General features: G+C 71.6%; 17 protein-coding genes. 9 read left to right on the top strand and 8 right to left on the bottom strand.

Annotated features, from left to right (window positions below):
• Nucleotides 1–202: 202 nt before the first annotated feature.
• Nucleotides 203–1,162, bottom strand: a complete 960-nt coding sequence (locus tag KZ813_RS18655; protein ID WP_258046947.1) for an Ada metal-binding domain-containing protein — start codon at nt 1,160–1,162, stop codon at nt 203–205.
• A gap of 303 nt (nt 1,163–1,465) precedes the next feature.
• Between KZ813_RS18655 and KZ813_RS18650 the strand changes: the two genes are divergently transcribed.
• From KZ813_RS18650 to KZ813_RS18620, 7 genes are all read left to right on the top strand, one after another.
• The gene (locus KZ813_RS18650; RefSeq protein WP_308461934.1) at nt 1,466–2,035 is read left to right on the top strand and encodes a F0F1 ATP synthase subunit delta; all 570 of its coding nucleotides are present in this window, start codon (nt 1,466–1,468) and stop codon (nt 2,033–2,035) included.
• Nucleotides 2,036–2,039: 4 nt separating this feature from the next.
• Nucleotides 2,040–3,569 (top strand): F0F1 ATP synthase subunit alpha, encoded by a 1,530-nt coding sequence (gene atpA, locus KZ813_RS18645; RefSeq protein ID WP_219756494.1) that lies wholly within the window; start codon nt 2,040–2,042, stop codon nt 3,567–3,569.
• A 102-nt stretch (nt 3,570–3,671) separates the two neighbouring features.
• Complete coding sequence (locus KZ813_RS18640) at nt 3,672–4,550, top strand: F0F1 ATP synthase subunit gamma (protein ID WP_219756493.1); 879 nt, start codon at nt 3,672–3,674, stop codon at nt 4,548–4,550.
• Complete coding sequence (locus tag KZ813_RS18635; RefSeq protein ID WP_219756492.1) at nt 4,547–5,155, top strand: hypothetical protein; 609 nt, start codon at nt 4,547–4,549, stop codon at nt 5,153–5,155. The genes KZ813_RS18640 and KZ813_RS18635 overlap by 4 nt, the downstream gene beginning before the upstream one ends.
• Nucleotides 5,155–6,642, top strand: a complete 1,488-nt coding sequence (atpD, locus tag KZ813_RS18630) for a F0F1 ATP synthase subunit beta (protein WP_219756491.1) — start codon at nt 5,155–5,157, stop codon at nt 6,640–6,642. Before KZ813_RS18635 ends, atpD begins: the two co-directional genes overlap by 1 nt.
• Before the next feature lie 36 nt (nt 6,643–6,678).
• A complete protein-coding gene (locus KZ813_RS18625) occupies nt 6,679–7,122 on the top strand; it encodes a CCDC90 family protein (RefSeq protein WP_219756490.1) in 444 nt (147 codons plus the stop codon).
• A gap of 81 nt (nt 7,123–7,203) precedes the next feature.
• A complete protein-coding gene (locus KZ813_RS18620; RefSeq protein ID WP_219756489.1) occupies nt 7,204–7,455 on the top strand; it encodes an ATP synthase F1 subunit epsilon in 252 nt (83 codons plus the stop codon).
• A 19-nt stretch (nt 7,456–7,474) separates the two neighbouring features.
• Here the strand turns inward: KZ813_RS18620 and KZ813_RS18615 are convergent, their stop codons facing one another.
• Nucleotides 7,475–9,646, bottom strand: coding sequence for a primosomal protein N' (locus tag KZ813_RS18615; protein WP_219756488.1), 2,172 nt, complete (start codon nt 9,644–9,646; stop codon nt 7,475–7,477).
• Nucleotides 9,647–9,830: 184 nt separating this feature from the next.
• On the opposite strand from KZ813_RS18615, the gene KZ813_RS18610 reads away from it, so the two are divergent.
• A complete protein-coding gene (locus KZ813_RS18610; protein WP_219756487.1) occupies nt 9,831–10,583 on the top strand; it encodes an SDR family NAD(P)-dependent oxidoreductase in 753 nt (250 codons plus the stop codon).
• Nucleotides 10,584–10,603: 20 nt separating this feature from the next.
• Here KZ813_RS18610 and KZ813_RS18605 read toward each other — a convergent pair whose 3' ends face one another.
• Nucleotides 10,604–12,061, bottom strand: a complete 1,458-nt coding sequence (locus tag KZ813_RS18605; protein ID WP_219756486.1) for a diguanylate cyclase domain-containing protein — start codon at nt 12,059–12,061, stop codon at nt 10,604–10,606.
• Between the two features lie 89 nt (nt 12,062–12,150).
• Between KZ813_RS18605 and KZ813_RS18600 the strand changes: the two genes are divergently transcribed.
• On the top strand, nt 12,151–13,065 hold the full coding sequence (locus tag KZ813_RS18600) for a tyrosine recombinase XerC (RefSeq protein WP_219756485.1): 915 nt from the start codon (nt 12,151–12,153) through the stop codon (nt 13,063–13,065).
• A 354-nt stretch (nt 13,066–13,419) separates the two neighbouring features.
• On the opposite strand, the gene KZ813_RS18595 is transcribed toward KZ813_RS18600, so the two are convergent.
• The 5 genes from KZ813_RS18595 to KZ813_RS18575 all read right to left on the bottom strand — a co-directional run bounded on the left by KZ813_RS18595 (nt 13,420) and on the right by KZ813_RS18575 (nt 16,397).
• Nucleotides 13,420–14,022, bottom strand: a complete 603-nt coding sequence (locus KZ813_RS18595; RefSeq protein ID WP_219756484.1) for a DedA family protein — start codon at nt 14,020–14,022, stop codon at nt 13,420–13,422.
• Nucleotides 14,023–14,041: 19 nt separating this feature from the next.
• Nucleotides 14,042–15,001 carry a glutathione synthase gene (gshB, locus tag KZ813_RS18590; RefSeq protein WP_219756483.1) on the bottom strand — a complete coding sequence of 320 codons (960 nt, stop codon included), beginning with the start codon at nt 14,999–15,001 and terminating at the stop codon, nt 14,042–14,044.
• Nucleotides 15,002–15,083: 82 nt separating this feature from the next.
• Nucleotides 15,084–15,455: a YraN family protein gene (locus KZ813_RS18585; RefSeq protein WP_219756482.1), complete on the bottom strand. Its 372-nt coding sequence runs from the start codon at nt 15,453–15,455 to the stop codon at nt 15,084–15,086.
• A gap of 52 nt (nt 15,456–15,507) precedes the next feature.
• Nucleotides 15,508–15,951, bottom strand: a complete 444-nt coding sequence (locus KZ813_RS18580; RefSeq protein WP_219756481.1) for a c-type cytochrome — start codon at nt 15,949–15,951, stop codon at nt 15,508–15,510.
• A complete protein-coding gene (locus KZ813_RS18575) occupies nt 15,948–16,397 on the bottom strand; it encodes a DUF983 domain-containing protein (protein WP_219756480.1) in 450 nt (149 codons plus the stop codon). The genes KZ813_RS18580 and KZ813_RS18575 overlap by 4 nt, the downstream gene beginning before the upstream one ends.
• Nucleotides 16,398–16,440: the final 43 nt, after the last annotated feature.

Below are 16,440 nucleotides of genomic sequence, written 5' to 3'. Positions count from 1 at the left end.
CGCGCGTGACGGCCCGACATGGACGCAGGCGGCTCCTGACGTCGCGCTGCTGAGCGCACCCGGAAGGCCATGCTGCCGGTCACGTACAAGCCACTGCGTTCGCGGACCCATGGATCCCGGCTCAAGGCCGGGATAACGAAGGGGGGAGCGGCGCGGCAGACAACCTAGCTGGAGGTCCTGTTCGCAGGAGCACGAGGATGGGTCAGGCGTCCGCCCGCGCCGTCGCTCGCACCGCCGCGAGGAACAGCGCGCGTCGCTGCGCCCCGGTCAGTGCCGCGTCGCGCGGCACCGCCGCCGCCTCTACCCAGCGCAGCGCGCGCGACCGCTCGCCGGCGTCCGCCGCCACCAGCAGCGCCGCTGGCAGCAGCGCGGCGAGCGCCTCCACCCTCTCGTCCAGACCGACATGGCACAGACCGCGCCCGGTCTGTGCCACCAGCAGCGCGCCGAGCGGCGTCGGCACCACGTACCAGGCGACTCGCTCGCCCGCACCGCCGCTCGCCCAGGCGGCGGGCGCCATGCCGAGCGCGGCAGCGTCGGCGTAGAAGCGGCTCGGCGCGGCATAGCCCGCGGCGTAGATCGCGGCGGTGACGTGACCCTCCTCGCGCAGCGCCGCGGCGGCGCGCGCGGCGCGGCGGTCGCGCGCGTAGGCGGCGGGCGAGAGGCCGGCGACGCGCGTGAACAGCCGCTGGAAATGATGCGGCGCATAGCCGACCGCCGCGGCGAGATCGGCCAGGGACGGCGTCCGCTCGGCGCGGTCGAGCAGCGCGAGCGCGCGGCTCACCGCGGCGGCGTCCCGCGCGACGTCGTCGGGCAGGCAGCGGCGGCACGCGCGGTAGCCCGCCGCGCGCGCGGCGGCGCCGTCGGCGAGGAAACCGACATGCTCGCGCCGCGGACGCCGCGCCGCGCAGCTCGGCCGGCAGTAGATGCGGGTCGAGCTGACCGTCACGACGAAGCGGCCGTCATAGGCGCGGTCGCGGCGCGAGAAGGCGTCCCAGGCGGTCTCGGGATCGATGGACGTGTCATCGCTGGTGCGACCGCTTATGCTCTTCCCGTCATCCCGCGCCTGTCCCGGGATCCGCTGTGCCGCATGCTCGTCGGCCGCCGGGTGCGCGGACGGGTGGATCCCGGACCAAGCCCGGGATGACGGTGAGGAGTGGGCCATGGGCGACAGATCCGGCATCGACCGTCTCACTAGCATGGGTAGCCGCGGCGACCGCCGAGGCGGGCCACGACCATGTCCGCCGACCTATACGCCACCGCACGCGCCACCGCATCCCACGGCTTGCGCCCGAACCGCCGCGCGCGCCCAGGCGCGTTGATCACGTTCAACACCGTGCCGCCCGCTCCGGTTGCATCCCCGGCAACCCTTTGCTACGCGCGCCGCACCCCAAGCGAAGGCGCCGTCGCGCGCCACCCGGTCGCATGGGTTCGGCACCCTTGGGTTTATGCGAGGAAAGTGGATCGCGTGGAGAGTTCCAGCGGTAATCAGGGCAGCAGCATCCAGGCCAGCCTCGGTGGGCGCTACGCGAGCGCGCTGTTCGACCTGGCGGTGGAGGCCAAGTCGGTCGACCAGGTCGAGCGCAGCCTCGCCGCGGTACGCGACGCGCTGGCCGAGTCGGCCGACTTTCGCGCGCTGATCGCCTCGCCCGTGGTGGCGCGGCGCGACGCGGTGCGCGCGGTGGTCGCCGCGGCCGACGCGATCGGGGTGGACTCGACGACGCGCAGCTTCCTCGGCGTGCTCGCGGAGAATCGCCGGCTGCCGCAGCTGCCGCAGATCATCCGCGCCTTCCGCACCTTCGCGGCGCGTCACCGCGGCGAGACCACCGCCGAGGTGACCAGCGCGCATCCGCTCAACCCGGAGCAGGTGGACGAGCTCAAGCAGCAGCTCCGCCGTCGCGTCGGCCGCGAGGTATCGGTCGACCTCGAGGTCGATCCCGCGATCCTCGGCGGGCTGGTCGTCCGCATCGGCTCCCAGATGATCGATTCCTCGATCCGCACCCGTTTGAATGCGCTCGCCAGCGCGATGAAGGGCTAACGTTATGGATATCCGCGCCGCAGAAATCTCGAAGGTCATCAAGGACCAGATCGCCAACTTCGGCACCGAGGCCCAGGTGTCCGAGACCGGCCAGGTGCTCAGCGTCGGTGACGGCATCGCGCGCATCTACGGGCTCGACAACGTCCAGGCTGGCGAGATGGTGGAGTTCGCCAACGGCGTGCAGGGCATGGCGCTCAACCTCGAGGCCGACAATGTCGGCGTCGTGATCTTCGGCTCGGACGCCGAGATCAAGGAGGGCGACACCGTTCGCCGCACCGGCACCATCGTCGACGTGCCGGTGGGCAAGGGCCTGCTCGGCCGCGTGGTCGACGGTCTCGGCAACCCGATCGACGGCAAGGGCCCGATCGTCGCCGAGCAGCGCAGCCGTGTCGAGGTGAAGGCGCCCGGCATCATCCCGCGCAAGTCGGTGCACGAGCCGGTGCAGACCGGGCTCAAGGCGATCGACGCGCTGGTCCCGGTCGGCCGCGGCCAGCGCGAGCTGATCATCGGCGACCGCCAGACCGGCAAGTCGGCGGTGGCGATCGACACGTTCATCAACCAGAAGACCGCCAACGCGGGCACCGACGAGTCGAAGAAGCTCTACTGCATCTACGTCGCGGTCGGTCAGAAGCGCTCCACCGTGGCGCAGCTGGTCCGCACGCTCGAGGAGAACGGCGCGATGGACTATTCCATCGTCGTCGCCGCGACCGCGTCGGACCCCGCGCCGCTGCAGTTCCTCGCGCCCTACACCGGCTGCGCGATGGGCGAGTATTTCCGTGACAACGCGATGCACGCGGTGATCGTGTACGACGACCTCTCCAAGCAGGCGGTGGCCTATCGGCAGATGTCGCTGCTGCTGCGCCGCCCGCCGGGCCGCGAGGCCTACCCGGGCGACGTCTTCTATCTCCACTCGCGCCTGCTCGAGCGCGCGGCGAAGATGAACGACGCCAACGGCAACGGCTCGCTCACCGCGCTGCCGATCATCGAGACCCAGGCGGGCGACGTCTCGGCCTACATCCCGACCAACGTGATCTCGATCACCGACGGCCAGATCTTCCTCGAGACCGACCTGTTCTTCGCGGGCATCCGCCCCGCGATCAACGTCGGCCTCTCGGTCAGCCGCGTCGGCGGCGCGGCGCAGACCAAGGCGATGAAGAAGGTGTCGGGCTCGATCAAGCTGGAGCTGGCGCAGTATCGCGAGATGGCGGCGTTCGCGCAGTTCGGCTCGGACCTCGACGCCTCGACGCAGAAGCTGCTCAACCGCGGCGCGCGGCTGACCGAGCTGCTCAAGCAGCCGCAATTCTCGCCGATGCCGTTCGAGGAGCAGACCGCGTCGATCTACGCCGGCACCAACGGCTATCTCGATCGCGTGCCGGTCGCCGACGTGACCCGCTACGAGGCGGCGATGCTCGCGTTCCTGCGCAACGAGCACGCCGACGTGCTGGGCGCGATCCGCGACACGCGCGAGCTGGGCAAGGACACCGAGGGCAAGCTCAAGGGCGCGCTCGACCAGTTCGCGAAGACGTTCGCCTGATCGCTGACACACGTATGACCGTCACCCCGGCGCAGGCCGGGGTCCAGTGCGACGGTGGAAACTGGATCCCGGCCGTCGCCGGGATGACGGCAAGAGGATAGAATGGCGTCACTCAAGGCCCTCAAGATCCGCATCGGCTCGGTCAAGTCGACGCAGAAGATCACCAAGGCGATGAAGATGGTCGCCACCGCCAAGCTGCGCCGCGCGCAGGAGGCGGCGATCGCCGGCCGCCCCTATGCCGAGCGGCTCGAGGGAGTGGTCGCGAGCCTCGCGCGCAACGTCGGTGTCGGCGCCTCGCCGCTGCTGGCGGGGTCGGGCAAGGACCAGGTGCATCTGCTGGTGGTCGCCACCTCCGAGCGCGGCCTGGCGGGCGCGTTCAACACCAACATCGTCCGCGCCGCGCGCCGCAAGGCCGAGGAGCTGGAAGCGGCGGGTAAGACCGTCATCTTCTATCTCGCCGGCAAGAAGGGGCGCGTGCTGCGCCGCTTCTACCCGCAGGCGATCAAGGTCGACCATGACCTGTCGACGGTGAAGACGGTGGCGTTCGACGACGCCAAGGCGATCGCCGACGACCTGATCGCGCGCTACACCGCGGGCGAGTTCGACGTCGCGCACCTGTTCTACGCCAAGTTCCAGTCGGCGCTGGTCCAGCAGCCGGTCGGCCAGCAGATCATCCCGGTCGCCATCCCCGATCGCGGTGAGCCCAAGCTGGCCAATGCCGGTGACGCGACCGTGGAGTATGAGCCGAGCGAGGAGGCGATCCTGGCCGACCTGCTGCCGCGCAACGTCGCGATCCAGATCTTCCGCGCGATGCTGGAGAATGCCGCGTCCGAGCAGGGCAGCCGCATGACCGCGATGGACAATGCCACGCGCAACGCGGGCGACATGATCAAGCGGCTGAGCATCCAGTACAACCGCGCGCGCCAGGCGGCGATCACCACCGAGCTGGTGGAGATCATCTCGGGCGCCGAGGCGCTGTGAGCCGCGCGGGCACCCTGTTGCTGGCGGCGACGCTGGCGGTGGCAGGCTGCTCCAGGCCCGCCGCCGACCAGGCGCCGGCCAACGACACTGCCGCCGTGACCGAGCCGAGCGGACCCAATCTCGCCGGCGGGAGCTGGGACGGCGTGTTCACCGACCCCGGCGTCGCGCTCGACCGCTTCGGCCGGATCGGGCTGCGCCCTGGCGCCTATGAGAAGCGCGGCAGCGTCTGGCGCTCCGAGGCGGCGCCGACGCCGATGTCGGACCCGCAGGGCAAGCACCCGGTGATGGCCTATTTCACCGCCAGCGGTGCCGCCGACCGGCTCGATCGGATCGAGTATCGCCTCGCCGAGCCGACCGCGGCGAACGACCAGCTCGCGCGCGATTCGTTCGACAAATGGGTCGCGCAGTCGCTCCAGCAGCTCGGCGTCGCCGGCGGCGAGAGCGCGGTCGCGGCGATCCACGGCACCAAGCGCGCGGCGGGCCAGCTCAAGGGCGGGGCCGACTATGCGGTGACCCGCACCACCACCCCGAAGGAGCGGCTGTTGGCCGTGACCTTCACCCGCTCCGCGCCTACATCAGGGCAGACGAACCAAGGAAAGATGTGATGGCAACCCTCGCCGAAGACATTCGCCCGACCAGCGGGAGCACCGGGTCGGGCAGCAACAACGTCGGCCGCATCAGCCAGGTGATCGGCGCGGTGGTCGACGTTCATTTCGACAACAACCTGCCCGCGATCCTGTCGGCGCTGGAGACGAGCAACAACGGCCAGCGGCTGGTGCTCGAGGTGGCGCAGCACCTCGGCGAGAACACCGTCCGCACCATCGCGATGGACTCGACCGAGGGGCTCACCCGCGGCCAGAACGTGACCGACACCGGCAGCCAGATCCGCGTGCCGATCGGGCCCAAGACGCTGGGGCGGATCATGAACGTCATCGGCGAGCCGATCGACGAGCGCGGCCCGGTCGGGGCGGAGCTCAGCGCCCCGATCCACGCCAAGGCACCCGACTTCGTCGACCAGTCGACCGAGAGCGCGATCCTGGTCACCGGGATCAAGGTGATCGACCTGCTCGCCCCCTATGCCAAGGGCGGGAAGATCGGCCTGTTCGGCGGCGCCGGCGTCGGCAAGACGGTGCTGATCCAGGAGCTGATCAACAATATCGCCAAGGGGCATGGCGGCGTGTCGGTGTTCGCCGGCGTCGGTGAGCGCACCCGCGAGGGCAATGATCTGTACCACGAGTTCCTCGACGCGGGCGTGATCGCCAAGGACGCGGACGGCAATGCTGTGAGCGAGGGGTCGAAGGTGGCGCTGGTGTTCGGCCAGATGAACGAGCCGCCCGGCGCGCGCGCGCGGGTCGCGCTGGCGGGCCTGACGATGGCGGAATATTTCCGCGATCAGGAAGGGCAGGACGTGCTGTTCTTCGTCGACAACATCTTCCGCTTCACCCAGGCGGGCGCCGAGGTGTCGGCGCTGCTCGGCCGCATCCCGTCGGCGGTGGGCTATCAGCCGACGCTGTCGACCGACATGGGCGCGCTGCAGGAGCGGATCACCTCGACCAACAAGGGGTCGATCACCTCGGTGCAGGCGGTCTACGTGCCCGCGGACGATCTCACCGATCCGGCGCCGGCCACGTCGTTCGCGCACCTCGACGCGACGACCAACCTGAGCCGCGCGATCTCGGAGCTGGGCATCTACCCGGCGGTCGATCCGCTCGACTCGGTCAGCCGCGTGCTCGAGCCGCGCATCGTCGGTCAGGATCACTATGACACCGCGCGCGCGGTCCAGCAGACGCTGCAGAAGTACAAGTCGCTGCAGGACATCATCGCGATCCTCGGGATGGACGAGCTCTCCGAGGAGGACAAGCTGACGGTCAGCCGCGCGCGCAAGATCCAGCGCTTCCTATCGCAGCCGTTCCACGTCGCCGAGGTGTTCACCAACATCCCGGGCAAGTTCGTACAGCTCGACGACACGATCCGCTCCTTCAAGGCAGTGGTGAACGGCGAGTACGACCATCTTCCCGAAGCGGCCTTCTACATGGTCGGCGGCATCGACGAGGCGGTCGCCAAAGCGGAGAAGCTGGCGCAGGACGCCTGATCGACTCGGTGTCGGTGCTCGGCTACCTCAGGGGGCATGGGCATCGACACGCTCTCGATCGCGAAGGACCTGCGCGCGGCGGCGCTGCCGCAGGACCAGGCCGAGGCCATCGCCGCCGCGATCGGCCGCGCGATGAGCGAGGGGACCGCGACGAAGGCGGACCTGGATCGGCTCGGCGAGCGGATCGACGCTCGGTTCGAGCAGGAGGCCGCCCGGGTCGATGCTCGGTTCGATCGTGAGGCAGCCCGAGTCGACGCGCGGTTCGCGCAGGTCGACGCGCGGTTCGATCAGATCGAGGCGCGCCTCGACGAGGCGGACGTCAAAGTCGATGCGCGCTTCGCTCAGGCCGCCACCGATCTCCGGCTGGTCGAGGAGCGGATGACCGCGCGCATTGAGTCCGCCAAGACGCAGCTGCTGACTTGGCTCGTCGGCGCGATCTTCACCGCCACCGGCGTGCTGGTCGCGGTGCTGAAGCTCTGATCGACTAGTCTCACGACCGCGCCTGTGCGATGTCGCCCTCGCGCCTCGGCCCTAATCTCTATGCCGTCCAGGATCCCAGCCATGCTTCACTTCGAACTCGTCACCCCCGAACGCATCGTCCGCTCGGACGAGGTGCACATGGTCACCGTGCCCGGCACCGACGGCGACTTCGCCGTGCTCGAGGGGCACGCCCCCTTCATGTCGACGATCCGCGACGGCGACGTGCTGGTGCAGAAGGCGCCGGGCGCCGCGCCGGAGACGATCGCGATCCGCGGCGGCTTCGCCGAGGTCAACGCCAAGGGCCTGACCGTCCTGGCCGAACACGCCGGCTAACGCCGCTCGCCGGCCCGACTCAGAGAAAGCTGTACGGGTCGACGTCCACCGCGACCCGCACCTTCGCCGGCCAGTCGAGCGCGCCGAGCCAGGCGCGGATCACGTCCTGCACGTCCAGCGCGCGCCGCGCATGGACCAGCAGCCGGAACCGATGGCGCCCGCGTAGCATCGCCAGCGGCGCGGGTGCGGGGCCGTACACCGCCATCCCTTCCACCTCGGGCGCGTGGCGACCGATCAGCCGCGCCGCCTCGTGCGCCGCCGCCTGGTCCTCGCTCGACACGATGATCGCGGCGTAGCGGCCGAACGGCGGCGCGCCCGCCTCCTGCCGCGCCTCGGTCTCGGCGGCGTAGAAGGCGTCGGCGTCGCCGGTCACCAGCGCCTGCATCACCTGCGCGCGGGGGCTGTGCGTCTGGATGAACACCTGCCCTTTCTTCGCGCCGCGCCCGGCGCGCCCCGAGACCTGGCGGATCTGCTGGAAGGTGCGCTCCGCCGCGCGCAGGTCGCCGCCGTCGAGCCCGAGATCGGCGTCGACCACGCCGACCAGAGTCAGGTTGGGAAAGTGGTAGCCCTTGGTCACCAGCTGGGTGCCGACGACGATGTCGATCGCGCCCTCCTCCATTCGCGCGACGAACTCGGCCGCCTTGGCGGGCGACCAGATCGTGTCCGACGTCACCACCGCGGCGCGCGCCTCGGGGAACAGCGCGGCCACCTCGTCGGCGATCCGCTCCACCCCCGGGCCGCACGCCACCAAAGTGTCCTCGTTGACGCACTCGGGGCAGAGCCGCGGCACCGGCTCGACATGGCCGCAATGGTGACAGGCGAGCCGCCGCGTCAGCCGGTGCTCGACCATCCAGGCGGTGCAGTTCGGACATTGGAAGCGGTGGCCGCAGGTGCGGCACAGGGTCAGCGGGGCATAGCCGCGGCGGTTGAGGAACAGCAGCGACTGCTCACCGCGCGCCAGCGTGTCGCGCAGCGCCTCCACCAGTCGCGGGCTGAGCCAGCGGCCGCGCTCGGGCGGCTCCTCGATGAGGTCGATCGCGGCGATCGCGGGCATCTCGGCGACACCGTAGCGGCCCGGCAGCTTCACCTCGGCATAGGTACCGAGCGCCACCTGGTGGCGGGTCTCGATCGCGGGGGTGGCGGAGGCGAGGATCACCGGGCAGCGCTCGAACAGCCCGCGCATCACCGCGACGTCGCGCGCGTGATAGTGGACGCCGTCCTCCTGCTTGAAGCTCGTCTCGTGCGCCTCGTCGACCACGATCAGCCCGAGCTCGGCATAGGGCAGGAACAGGGCCGAGCGCGCCCCCACGGTCACCCTGGCCTCACCGCTCGCCACCGCGCGCCAGGCCCGCCGCCGCTGGGTCGCGCGCAGGCCCGAGTGCCACGCCACCGGCTCGCAGCCGAAGCGATCGTGGAAGCGCCTGAGGAAGGGCTCGGTCAGCGCGATCTCCGGGAGCAGCACCAACACCTGTCTGCCGCCGCGCAGCGCCGCCGCGACCGCCTCGAAATAGACCTCGGTCTTGCCCGAGCCGGTGACGCCGTCGAGGAGGATCGGGCGGAACGCGGCGGCCTCGATCGCGCCCACCAGCGTCGCGGCGGCCTCCTGCTGCTCGGGGGATAGGGCAGGCGGCGCGTGATCGGGGTCGGGCACCGGATAGGGGCTGTCGATGCCGACCTCGACCGGCTCGATCGCGCCGCTCTTGACCAGCCCGCGGATCACCGCGTCGCTCACCTCGGCGATCGTCGCCAGCTCGCGGATGAGGCCCTGGCGGTCGCCGATCCGCTCGAGCGCCTGCGCGCGCTGCGGCGTGAGGCGGTCGGGCGCATCGCCCGTGGCGCGATACTCGATCGCGCTGCGTGCCCCTTCCAGCGCCGCGCTCGACGACAGCGCCATGCGCGCCACCGCCGCGGGCGGCGCGAGATAATAGTCCGCGGTCCACTCGATCAATCGGCGCAGCGGCGCGCGCAGCGGCGGCACGTCGGCGACCGCGAGCAGGTTGCGTAGCCGGTTGTCGCCGACCTCGGCGTCCGAGGGCATGCGCTCGGGCTCCCACACCACCCCGAGCAGCTGGCGCGGCCCGAGCGGCGCGACCACGATCGTGCCGGGCTCGACCGCCAGCTCGCGCGGCACGCGATAGTCGAGCGGGCCGAGCGCGGAATTGAGGACGAGGACGCGCGCGCGGGAGGACATGCGCGCCATATGGGGCAGCGGGGAGTCGGCGGGAAGCCTCGAGCGATCCGCACTGCCGTCGGCCCGCGATCCCCGGACGAGGCGTTGGCGTCGCAGCGTGTCGGGGCTAGAGCGGCGACGCGACCGGGGTAATGGGACGCGGGGCGCTCGGCACGGCCGCCCCGAGGCGATGAGAGGTGAGTCCATGACAGTGAAGACCGCGATCGTGACGGGCGCCACCTCGGGGATCGGCGCGGCGACCGCGCGCGCGCTGGTGGGCGCGGGCTGGCAGGTGATCGCGACGGGGCGGCGCGCCGAGCGACTCGATGCGCTCGGCACCGATCTCGGCGACTCGCTCCACCCCGCCCTGTTCGACGTGCGCGACGAGGGTGCCGTCGCGGCGGCGCTCGACGCGCTGCCCGATCGCTTCCGCGGTATCGACCTGCTCGTCAACAACGCCGGACTCGCGCTGGGGACAGGGCCGGCGCAGCACGCCGATCTGGCGCAGTGGAAGACGATGATCGACACCAACGTCACCGCGCTGGTGGGGATCACGCACCGGCTGCTGCCCGGGCTGATCGAGCGCAAGGGCGCGATCATCAACCTGGCCTCGGTCGCGGGCAGCTACCCCTATCCCGGCGGCAACGTCTATGGCGGGACCAAGGCGTTCGTGCAGCAGCTCACGCTGATGCTGCGCTCCGACCTGCACGGCACCGGGGTCCGCGTCAGCGCGATCGACCCGGGCATGGTCGAGACCGAGTTCACGCTGGTGCGCACCGGCGGCGATCGGGCCGCCTCCGACACGCTCTACGCCGGTGCCGAGCCGATGACCGCAGAGGATATCGCCGCGACCGTGCTGTGGATCGCGACGCTGCCGCCGCATCTCAACGTCAACCGGCTGGAGCTGATGCCGGTGAGCCAGTCCTTCGCCGGCTTCCAGGTCGCGCGCGACGGCTGACCCGGGGGCCGATCGCGCCGCTACGCCACCCGGCGCGGCGGCGCGAAGCGGTGCCGACCGACGCGTGCGCGCTTGGCCTGGTACAGCAGCACGTCGGCGCGGCGCGCGAGGTCGCGCAGCGAGTGGCAGTCGTCGTCGAAGGCGGCGATGCCGATCGAGCCGGCGCTCGTCATCGTCACGCCGTTCGCCTCCACCGCCACCCGCAGCGCCGCCTCGACTCGCTCGCGCAGCCCGTCGAGATCGGCGATCAGCGCCGGGTCCTCGACGATCAGCGCGAACTCGTCGCCGCCGATCCGCGCCGCCAGCGTGCCGCGCAGCCACGGCTCGGACAAGGCCGCCCCGGTGAGCCGAAGCACGTCGTCGCCGGCACCGTGGCCGAGCGTGTCGTTGATCGCCTTGAAGCCGTCCAGGTCGATCAGCACGAGGTGGAGCGGGGTGTCGTCACGCCGCGCGCGCGCCATCGCATAGTCGAGCGCGCGGTCGAACGCGGCGCGGTTGGCCAATCCGGTGAGCGCGTCCGTGTCGGCGGCGTGGCGTAGCTGCACCTCGAGCGCGTGGCGCTCGGTGATGTCCTGGAACACGCCGACCATGCCGACGACCGCGCCGTCGACGATCTCGGGGTCGCCCATCGAGCGGACGCGCAGGGTGCGCCCGTCGGCGGTGACGAAGTCGCTCTCGAAATCGAAGCGCCTGCCCTCGCGGATCGCGCGCTCCACCGTGGCGGCGACGCCGTCGCGCACCGCGGCGGGGTAGAAGCCGAGCGCGCGCGACAGGTCAGGCTTCTCGCCCAGCGGCAGGCCATGGATGCGATAGACATTGTCCGACCATTCCAGCGACTGATCCTCGACCGACAGCCGCCACGAGCCGATCATCGCGATCTGCTCGGCCTGGCGGAAGATATGGTCCTGCCGCGCGAGCTGGGTGACGAGCAGCTCGCCGGTGGTGGCGATGTGGATGGCCTTCAGCGCGGTGCGGCGCGCCTCGAGCAGCGCCTCGGCGAGCGCGGCGAGGTGGCGCAGCGCGGCACGCGCGGGCTCGTCCAGCGTCCGCGGCGCGACGTCGACCGCGCAGAGCGTGCCGACGGTGTGGCGCACGCCGTCGTGGCCGAGCACGTTGACCGGCGCGCCGGCGTAGAAGCGCAGGCCGTTCTCCACCACCAGCGGGCTGGTGCCGAAGCGCGGGTCGGCGGCGAGGTCCTCGATCACCACCATGTCGCGCTCGGTGACGGTGCGGTCGCAGAAGGCGATGTCGCGCCGCAGCTCGCGCGACGCGGTCGGGCGGGCGCTGGCCTTGATCCACAGACGGTCGCGGTCGACCAGGTTGAGCAGCGCGGTGGGGCAGCCGAGCAGCTGCGCGGCGAGCGCCACGAGCGCGTCGAACTCCTTCTCGGGCTCGCTGTCGAGCAGCGCGAGCGCGTTCAGCGCGGCGAGGCGACTCGACTCGCCCGTCGGGACCGTGAGAGGAGAGGGGGGTGCCATCGCCGACCTTATGGTTGCCTCACGTTAATTTACCTTTTCCACCCGCGCGTAAGCACGCAAAATGCGACGAAAGGAGAAGGCCGACCGCGATGCTGGAGGTGCCGCTGACGCTCGCCGACGACTATGCCATCCATCTCGCGCGCGACCGCCGCCGCTCGGAACATACGGTGCGCGCCTATCGCGCCACCGCGGCGCGGCTGCTCGCCTTCCTCACCGCGCACCGGGGCGAGGAGATCGACCGCGCGGGGCTGGCGCGGGTCGACGCGGCCGACCTGCGCGCCTTCCTCGCGCACCGGCGCGGCGCGGGAACGGGCGCAGGCGCGGGGTTAGGCAATGCCTCGGCGGCGCGCGAGCTCTCCGCGCTGCGCGGCTTCCTCGACTGGGCCGGGGGCAGCGGCGCGGCGCCGCGGCTGCGCGGACCGCGCGTCCGCAAGGGGGTGCCACGCCCGATCGCGCCGCACGAGGCGGTCGCGCTCGCCACCGACGTGTCGGAGGACAGCGACGAGCCGTGGGTGGCGGCGCGCGACTGGGCGGTGCTGCTGCTGCTCTACGGCGCGGGGCTGCGCATCGGGGAGGCGGTGACGCTGCCGGGCGCGGTTCTGCCGCTCGGCGAGACGCTGCGGGTCACCGGCAAGCGTGCCAAGACGCGCGTGGTGCCGCTGCTCGCCGAGGTGCGCGCCGCGGTCGAGCGCTATGTGGCGCTCTGCCCCTGGCCGCTGTCGACCGACGAGTCGCTGTTCCGCGGCGTGAAGGGCGGCGCGTTGTCACCCGGCGTGGTCCGGCTCAAGGTGCGCGGCGCGCGCGCGCGGCTGGGCCTGGGCGATCGTACCACGCCGCACGCGCTGCGCCACAGTTTCGCGACGCATCTGCTGGGCCGCGGCGCCGACCTGCGCGCGCTGCAGGAGCTGCTCGGCCACGCCAGCCTGAGCTCGACCCAGGTCTACACCGCGGTCGATGCGGCGCACCTGCTCGACGTCTACCGCGCCGCGCACCCGCGCGGGTGAGCGAGAGACGCTTCCCCGCGCGGAGGTGCGGTGGTGGTGGGCCGCGGGCGGAACGGCTCAATCGGGTCTCGACGCGACCAGGGCCGCCAGAGTGCGATCCCTCGCAAGCTGAGCCGTACTCCGGCGAGCGCCGAAGCCTAGACGCTGATCCATCTGGTGTGAGTCAGCGGGGTGCTCCTGCCGGCGCAGGGGCCAGAGCCACGAGCGTCACGCCTGCGGCCCTGACACGGATCGATTGAGGTGGGTCAGACCCTCGAACCATGGGACGACGCTCGTCATCCTTGGCTCCCGCGTGCGCGGAAGCATCCCCGGCGAGGCGCAGGGATCATAGCCGGGTCCTACGCCCGGGAGGATCTACTCGCCCCGCGGCGACCAGGTGACGACACGATAGACGTAGTAACCCAGCGCCAGCACCGTCAGCGCGATCCCGACCGGTCCGACGTAGCGGTCGAGCTCGCTGAACCGGCTGCCGAGATAATAGCCGGCGCCCGCCAGCACCGCGTTCCAGATGACGCTGCCGAGGAAGGTCATGGTCAGGAAGCGCCACAGCGGCATCGCCGCCATGCCCGCGGGGAGCGAGATCATCGTGCGGAAGGTCGGCATGAAACGAAACACGAAGATCACCCAGCCGCCGTGACGATGGAAGAAATGCTGTACGCGCTCGACGTCATCCCACTCCATCGTCAGCCAGCGGCCGTGGCGCTCGACGAAGGGGCGGAAGCGCGCATAGCCGACGCGGCGGCCGACCCAGTACCAGAACAGATTGCCCGCGGTGGTGCCGGCAGTGCCCCACAGCAGCAGCGGCACCAGCGCCATCTGCCCGCGCGCCACCGCGATCCCGCCCAGCCCCATGATCACCTCCGAGGGGATGGGGGGAACGATATTCTCCAGCGCCATCAGCAGGAAGATGCCGAGGTAGCCGCCCTTGACGATCCAGCTGACGATGAACTCGGTCACGTCTCCGCCAACGGCGCGGTCAGCGCGTCCGTTCCGCGTGGCGGCGCTCGATCGCGTCCCAGATGAGACCGGCGACGTCGGTGCCGTCGAACCGCTCGATCGCGACGATTCCGGTCGGGGAGGTGACGTTGATCTCGGTCAGCCACTCGCCGCCGATCACGTCGATGCCGACGAAGATCAGCCCGCGACGTCTCAGCTCGGGGCCGAGCGCGGCGCAGATCTCGCGCTCGCGCGGGGTCAGCTCGGTCTTCTCGGCCGAGCCGCCGACCGCGAGGTTGCTGCGGATCTCGCCCGCGCCCGGCAGCCGGTTGATCGCGCCCGCCACCTCGCCGTCGACCAGCACGATGCGCTTGTCGCCCTTGGCGACGTCGGGGAGGAAGGCCTGCACCATGTGCGGCTCGCGCCAGGTCTGGTTGAACACCTCGATCAGCGCGGAGAGATTCTCGCCCTCGGGGCCGACGCGGAAGATCGCCTTCCCGCCGTTGCCGTGGAGCGGCTTGACCACAATCGCGCCGTGCCGCGCGAGGAAGGCGCGCGCCTCGTCGAGCGAGCGGGTCACCAGCGTCGGCGGCATGAAGCGCGCATAGTCGAGCACGAACACCTTCTCGGGCGCGTTGCGCACGCTGGCGGGATCGTTGACCACCAGCGTCCGGTCGGCGACGCGCTCGAGCAGGTGGGTGGCGGTGATGTAGCCGAGGTCGAACGGCGGGTCCTGGCGCATCAGCACCACGTCGACCTCGTCGCCGAGATCGAGCGCGACCGGGGCCTCGACGCTGAAATGATCGCCCGCGACGCGCCGCACCGTCACCGGATGCGCGCTGGTCCACAGCCTGCCGTCCGACCAATTGAGCTGGTCCGCGGTGTAATGGAACAGCCGGTGCCCGCGCGCCTGGCCGGCGAGCATCAGCGCGAAGGTCGAGTCGCCGGCGATGTTGATCTGGTCGAGCGGGTCCATCTGGACCGCGACGGTGAGCGCCATGGACTGTCCCTCTGCGGCGGTGCGATGCGGCGGCAGGTAGGGTGCTGCACCGGCAATGTCACGCCCGCCCTCGCACCGGCGCTCAGCCGATCCAGGCGTTCTCGATGTGGCGCGGGCGCGCGCCGGGGGCGAGCAGCAGCACGTCGACGCGGATGTCGTCCCCCGGCAGCGCGTAGCGCGACATCAGCAGCTCGGCCGCGGCGGCGACGCGCGCGAGCCGGCGCTCGTCGATCGCGGTGTCGAGCTCGGCGGCGGTGCGCCGTGCCTTGACCTCGACGAAGGCGACCAGCGCGCCACGCCGCGCCACCAGGTCGACCTCACCCGCGGGCGTACGCACGCGCCGGTCGAGGATCTGCCAGCCCTGTAGACGCAACCACCAGGCGGCGAGCCGCTCGCCGCGTCGCCCCGCCGCCTCGGCGTCGCGGCGGTCGCGCAGGGAGCGGGGGCGGCGCATCACCGTGGCGTGCGCCAGCCGCGCCGCACCGGCAAGCGTCCGCTGGCCCGGCTCAGCGGGCGCCGACGCGCTGCTGGTAGAGATAGGCGATGAGGTCGGCGCGATCGAGCGGGTCGCGTACCCCGCGGAAGCGCATCGCGGTGCCGGGCGCGACCGCGGCCGGGTCGGCGAGCCAATCGTCCATCGCCTCGTCGGTCCAGCGTCCGCCATGTGCGCGCAGCGCCGCGGTATAGCCGAAGCGCGCGCTCACGCCGGCGACGGGCGCGCCCATCGCGCCCCGCAGGTTGGGCCCGTCGCGGTCGCCCGCGCCGACACCGATCGTGTGGCAGGCGGCGCACTGGCGGAAGAGCCGCGCGCCATGCCGCGCGTCCGCGACGGCGAGCCGCGCCGCCAGCGTCGGGTCGGCGCCCAGCGCCTCGCGCCGAGTGGCCACGTCTGAGTCGCCGCAGCCGGCGAGCAGCGCGACCGCGGCGAGGGCGAGCCGGCGCCGGCTCACTGGTCGAAGTCGCTCGCGCCGGATGTCCCGTGCAGGTCGGACCACAGCCCGCGCGTCCCCGCCTCCTGCGCGCGGTTGACATATTGCGACGCGACCAGCCACCCCTTGATCGGGCGCAGCGGCAGCAGCGTGCCGAGGGTCATCACCGGAACCGAGGTGACGAGATGCACCCAGGCCGGCGGTTCGAAGGCGACCTGGAGCCACACGACGAAGGCGGTCAGCGGCAGCGCGATGACGCACAGCGAGAAGAAGGCGGGGCCGTCGTCGGGCGCGGCGAAGCGATAGTCGAGCCCGCAGTGGCTGCAGCGCGGCACCACCTTGAGCCAGGAGGCGAACATCTTGCCCACGCCGCAGCGCGGGCAGCGGCCGCGCCAGCCCGATCGGATGATCCACCAGAAACGGTCGCGACCGCTCGGCGCGACGGGGGCAGGGGGTGTCGGGTCCATGCTTCGCGATGTAGGCACGTCCGCGGTCGGCTTCGATGGGACA

Source organism: Sphingomonas folli (assembly GCF_019429525.1).
GTDB lineage: Bacteria > Pseudomonadota > Alphaproteobacteria > Sphingomonadales > Sphingomonadaceae > Sphingomonas > Sphingomonas folii.
The sequence above is the reverse complement of the archived record's forward strand: the minus strand, read 5'-3'. Positions and strand labels throughout refer to the sequence as shown.

Excerpts from the sequence above, each read along its gene's own strand:
- KZ813_RS18655 (WP_258046947.1), bottom strand. The coding sequence starts at position 1,162 with ATGGCCCACTCCTCACCGTCATCCCGGGCTTGGTCCGGGATCCACCCG.
- atpA (WP_219756494.1), top strand. The coding sequence starts at position 2,040 with ATGGATATCCGCGCCGCAGAAATCTCGAAGGTCATCAAGGACCAGATC.
- KZ813_RS18640 (WP_219756493.1), top strand. The coding sequence starts at position 3,672 with ATGGCGTCACTCAAGGCCCTCAAGATCCGCATCGGCTCGGTCAAGTCG.
- atpD (WP_219756491.1), top strand. The coding sequence starts at position 5,155 with ATGGCAACCCTCGCCGAAGACATTCGCCCGACCAGCGGGAGCACCGGG.
- KZ813_RS18625 (WP_219756490.1), top strand. The coding sequence starts at position 6,679 with ATGGGCATCGACACGCTCTCGATCGCGAAGGACCTGCGCGCGGCGGCG.
- KZ813_RS18620 (WP_219756489.1), top strand. The coding sequence starts at position 7,204 with ATGCTTCACTTCGAACTCGTCACCCCCGAACGCATCGTCCGCTCGGAC.
- KZ813_RS18615 (WP_219756488.1), bottom strand. The coding sequence starts at position 9,646 with ATGTCCTCCCGCGCGCGCGTCCTCGTCCTCAATTCCGCGCTCGGCCCG.
- KZ813_RS18610 (WP_219756487.1), top strand. The coding sequence starts at position 9,831 with ATGACAGTGAAGACCGCGATCGTGACGGGCGCCACCTCGGGGATCGGC.
- KZ813_RS18605 (WP_219756486.1), bottom strand. The coding sequence starts at position 12,061 with ATGGCACCCCCCTCTCCTCTCACGGTCCCGACGGGCGAGTCGAGTCGC.
- KZ813_RS18600 (WP_219756485.1), top strand. The coding sequence starts at position 12,151 with ATGCTGGAGGTGCCGCTGACGCTCGCCGACGACTATGCCATCCATCTC.
- gshB (WP_219756483.1), bottom strand. The coding sequence starts at position 15,001 with ATGGCGCTCACCGTCGCGGTCCAGATGGACCCGCTCGACCAGATCAAC.
- KZ813_RS18585 (WP_219756482.1), bottom strand. The coding sequence starts at position 15,455 with ATGCGCCGCCCCCGCTCCCTGCGCGACCGCCGCGACGCCGAGGCGGCG.
- KZ813_RS18575 (WP_219756480.1), bottom strand. The coding sequence starts at position 16,397 with ATGGACCCGACACCCCCTGCCCCCGTCGCGCCGAGCGGTCGCGACCGT.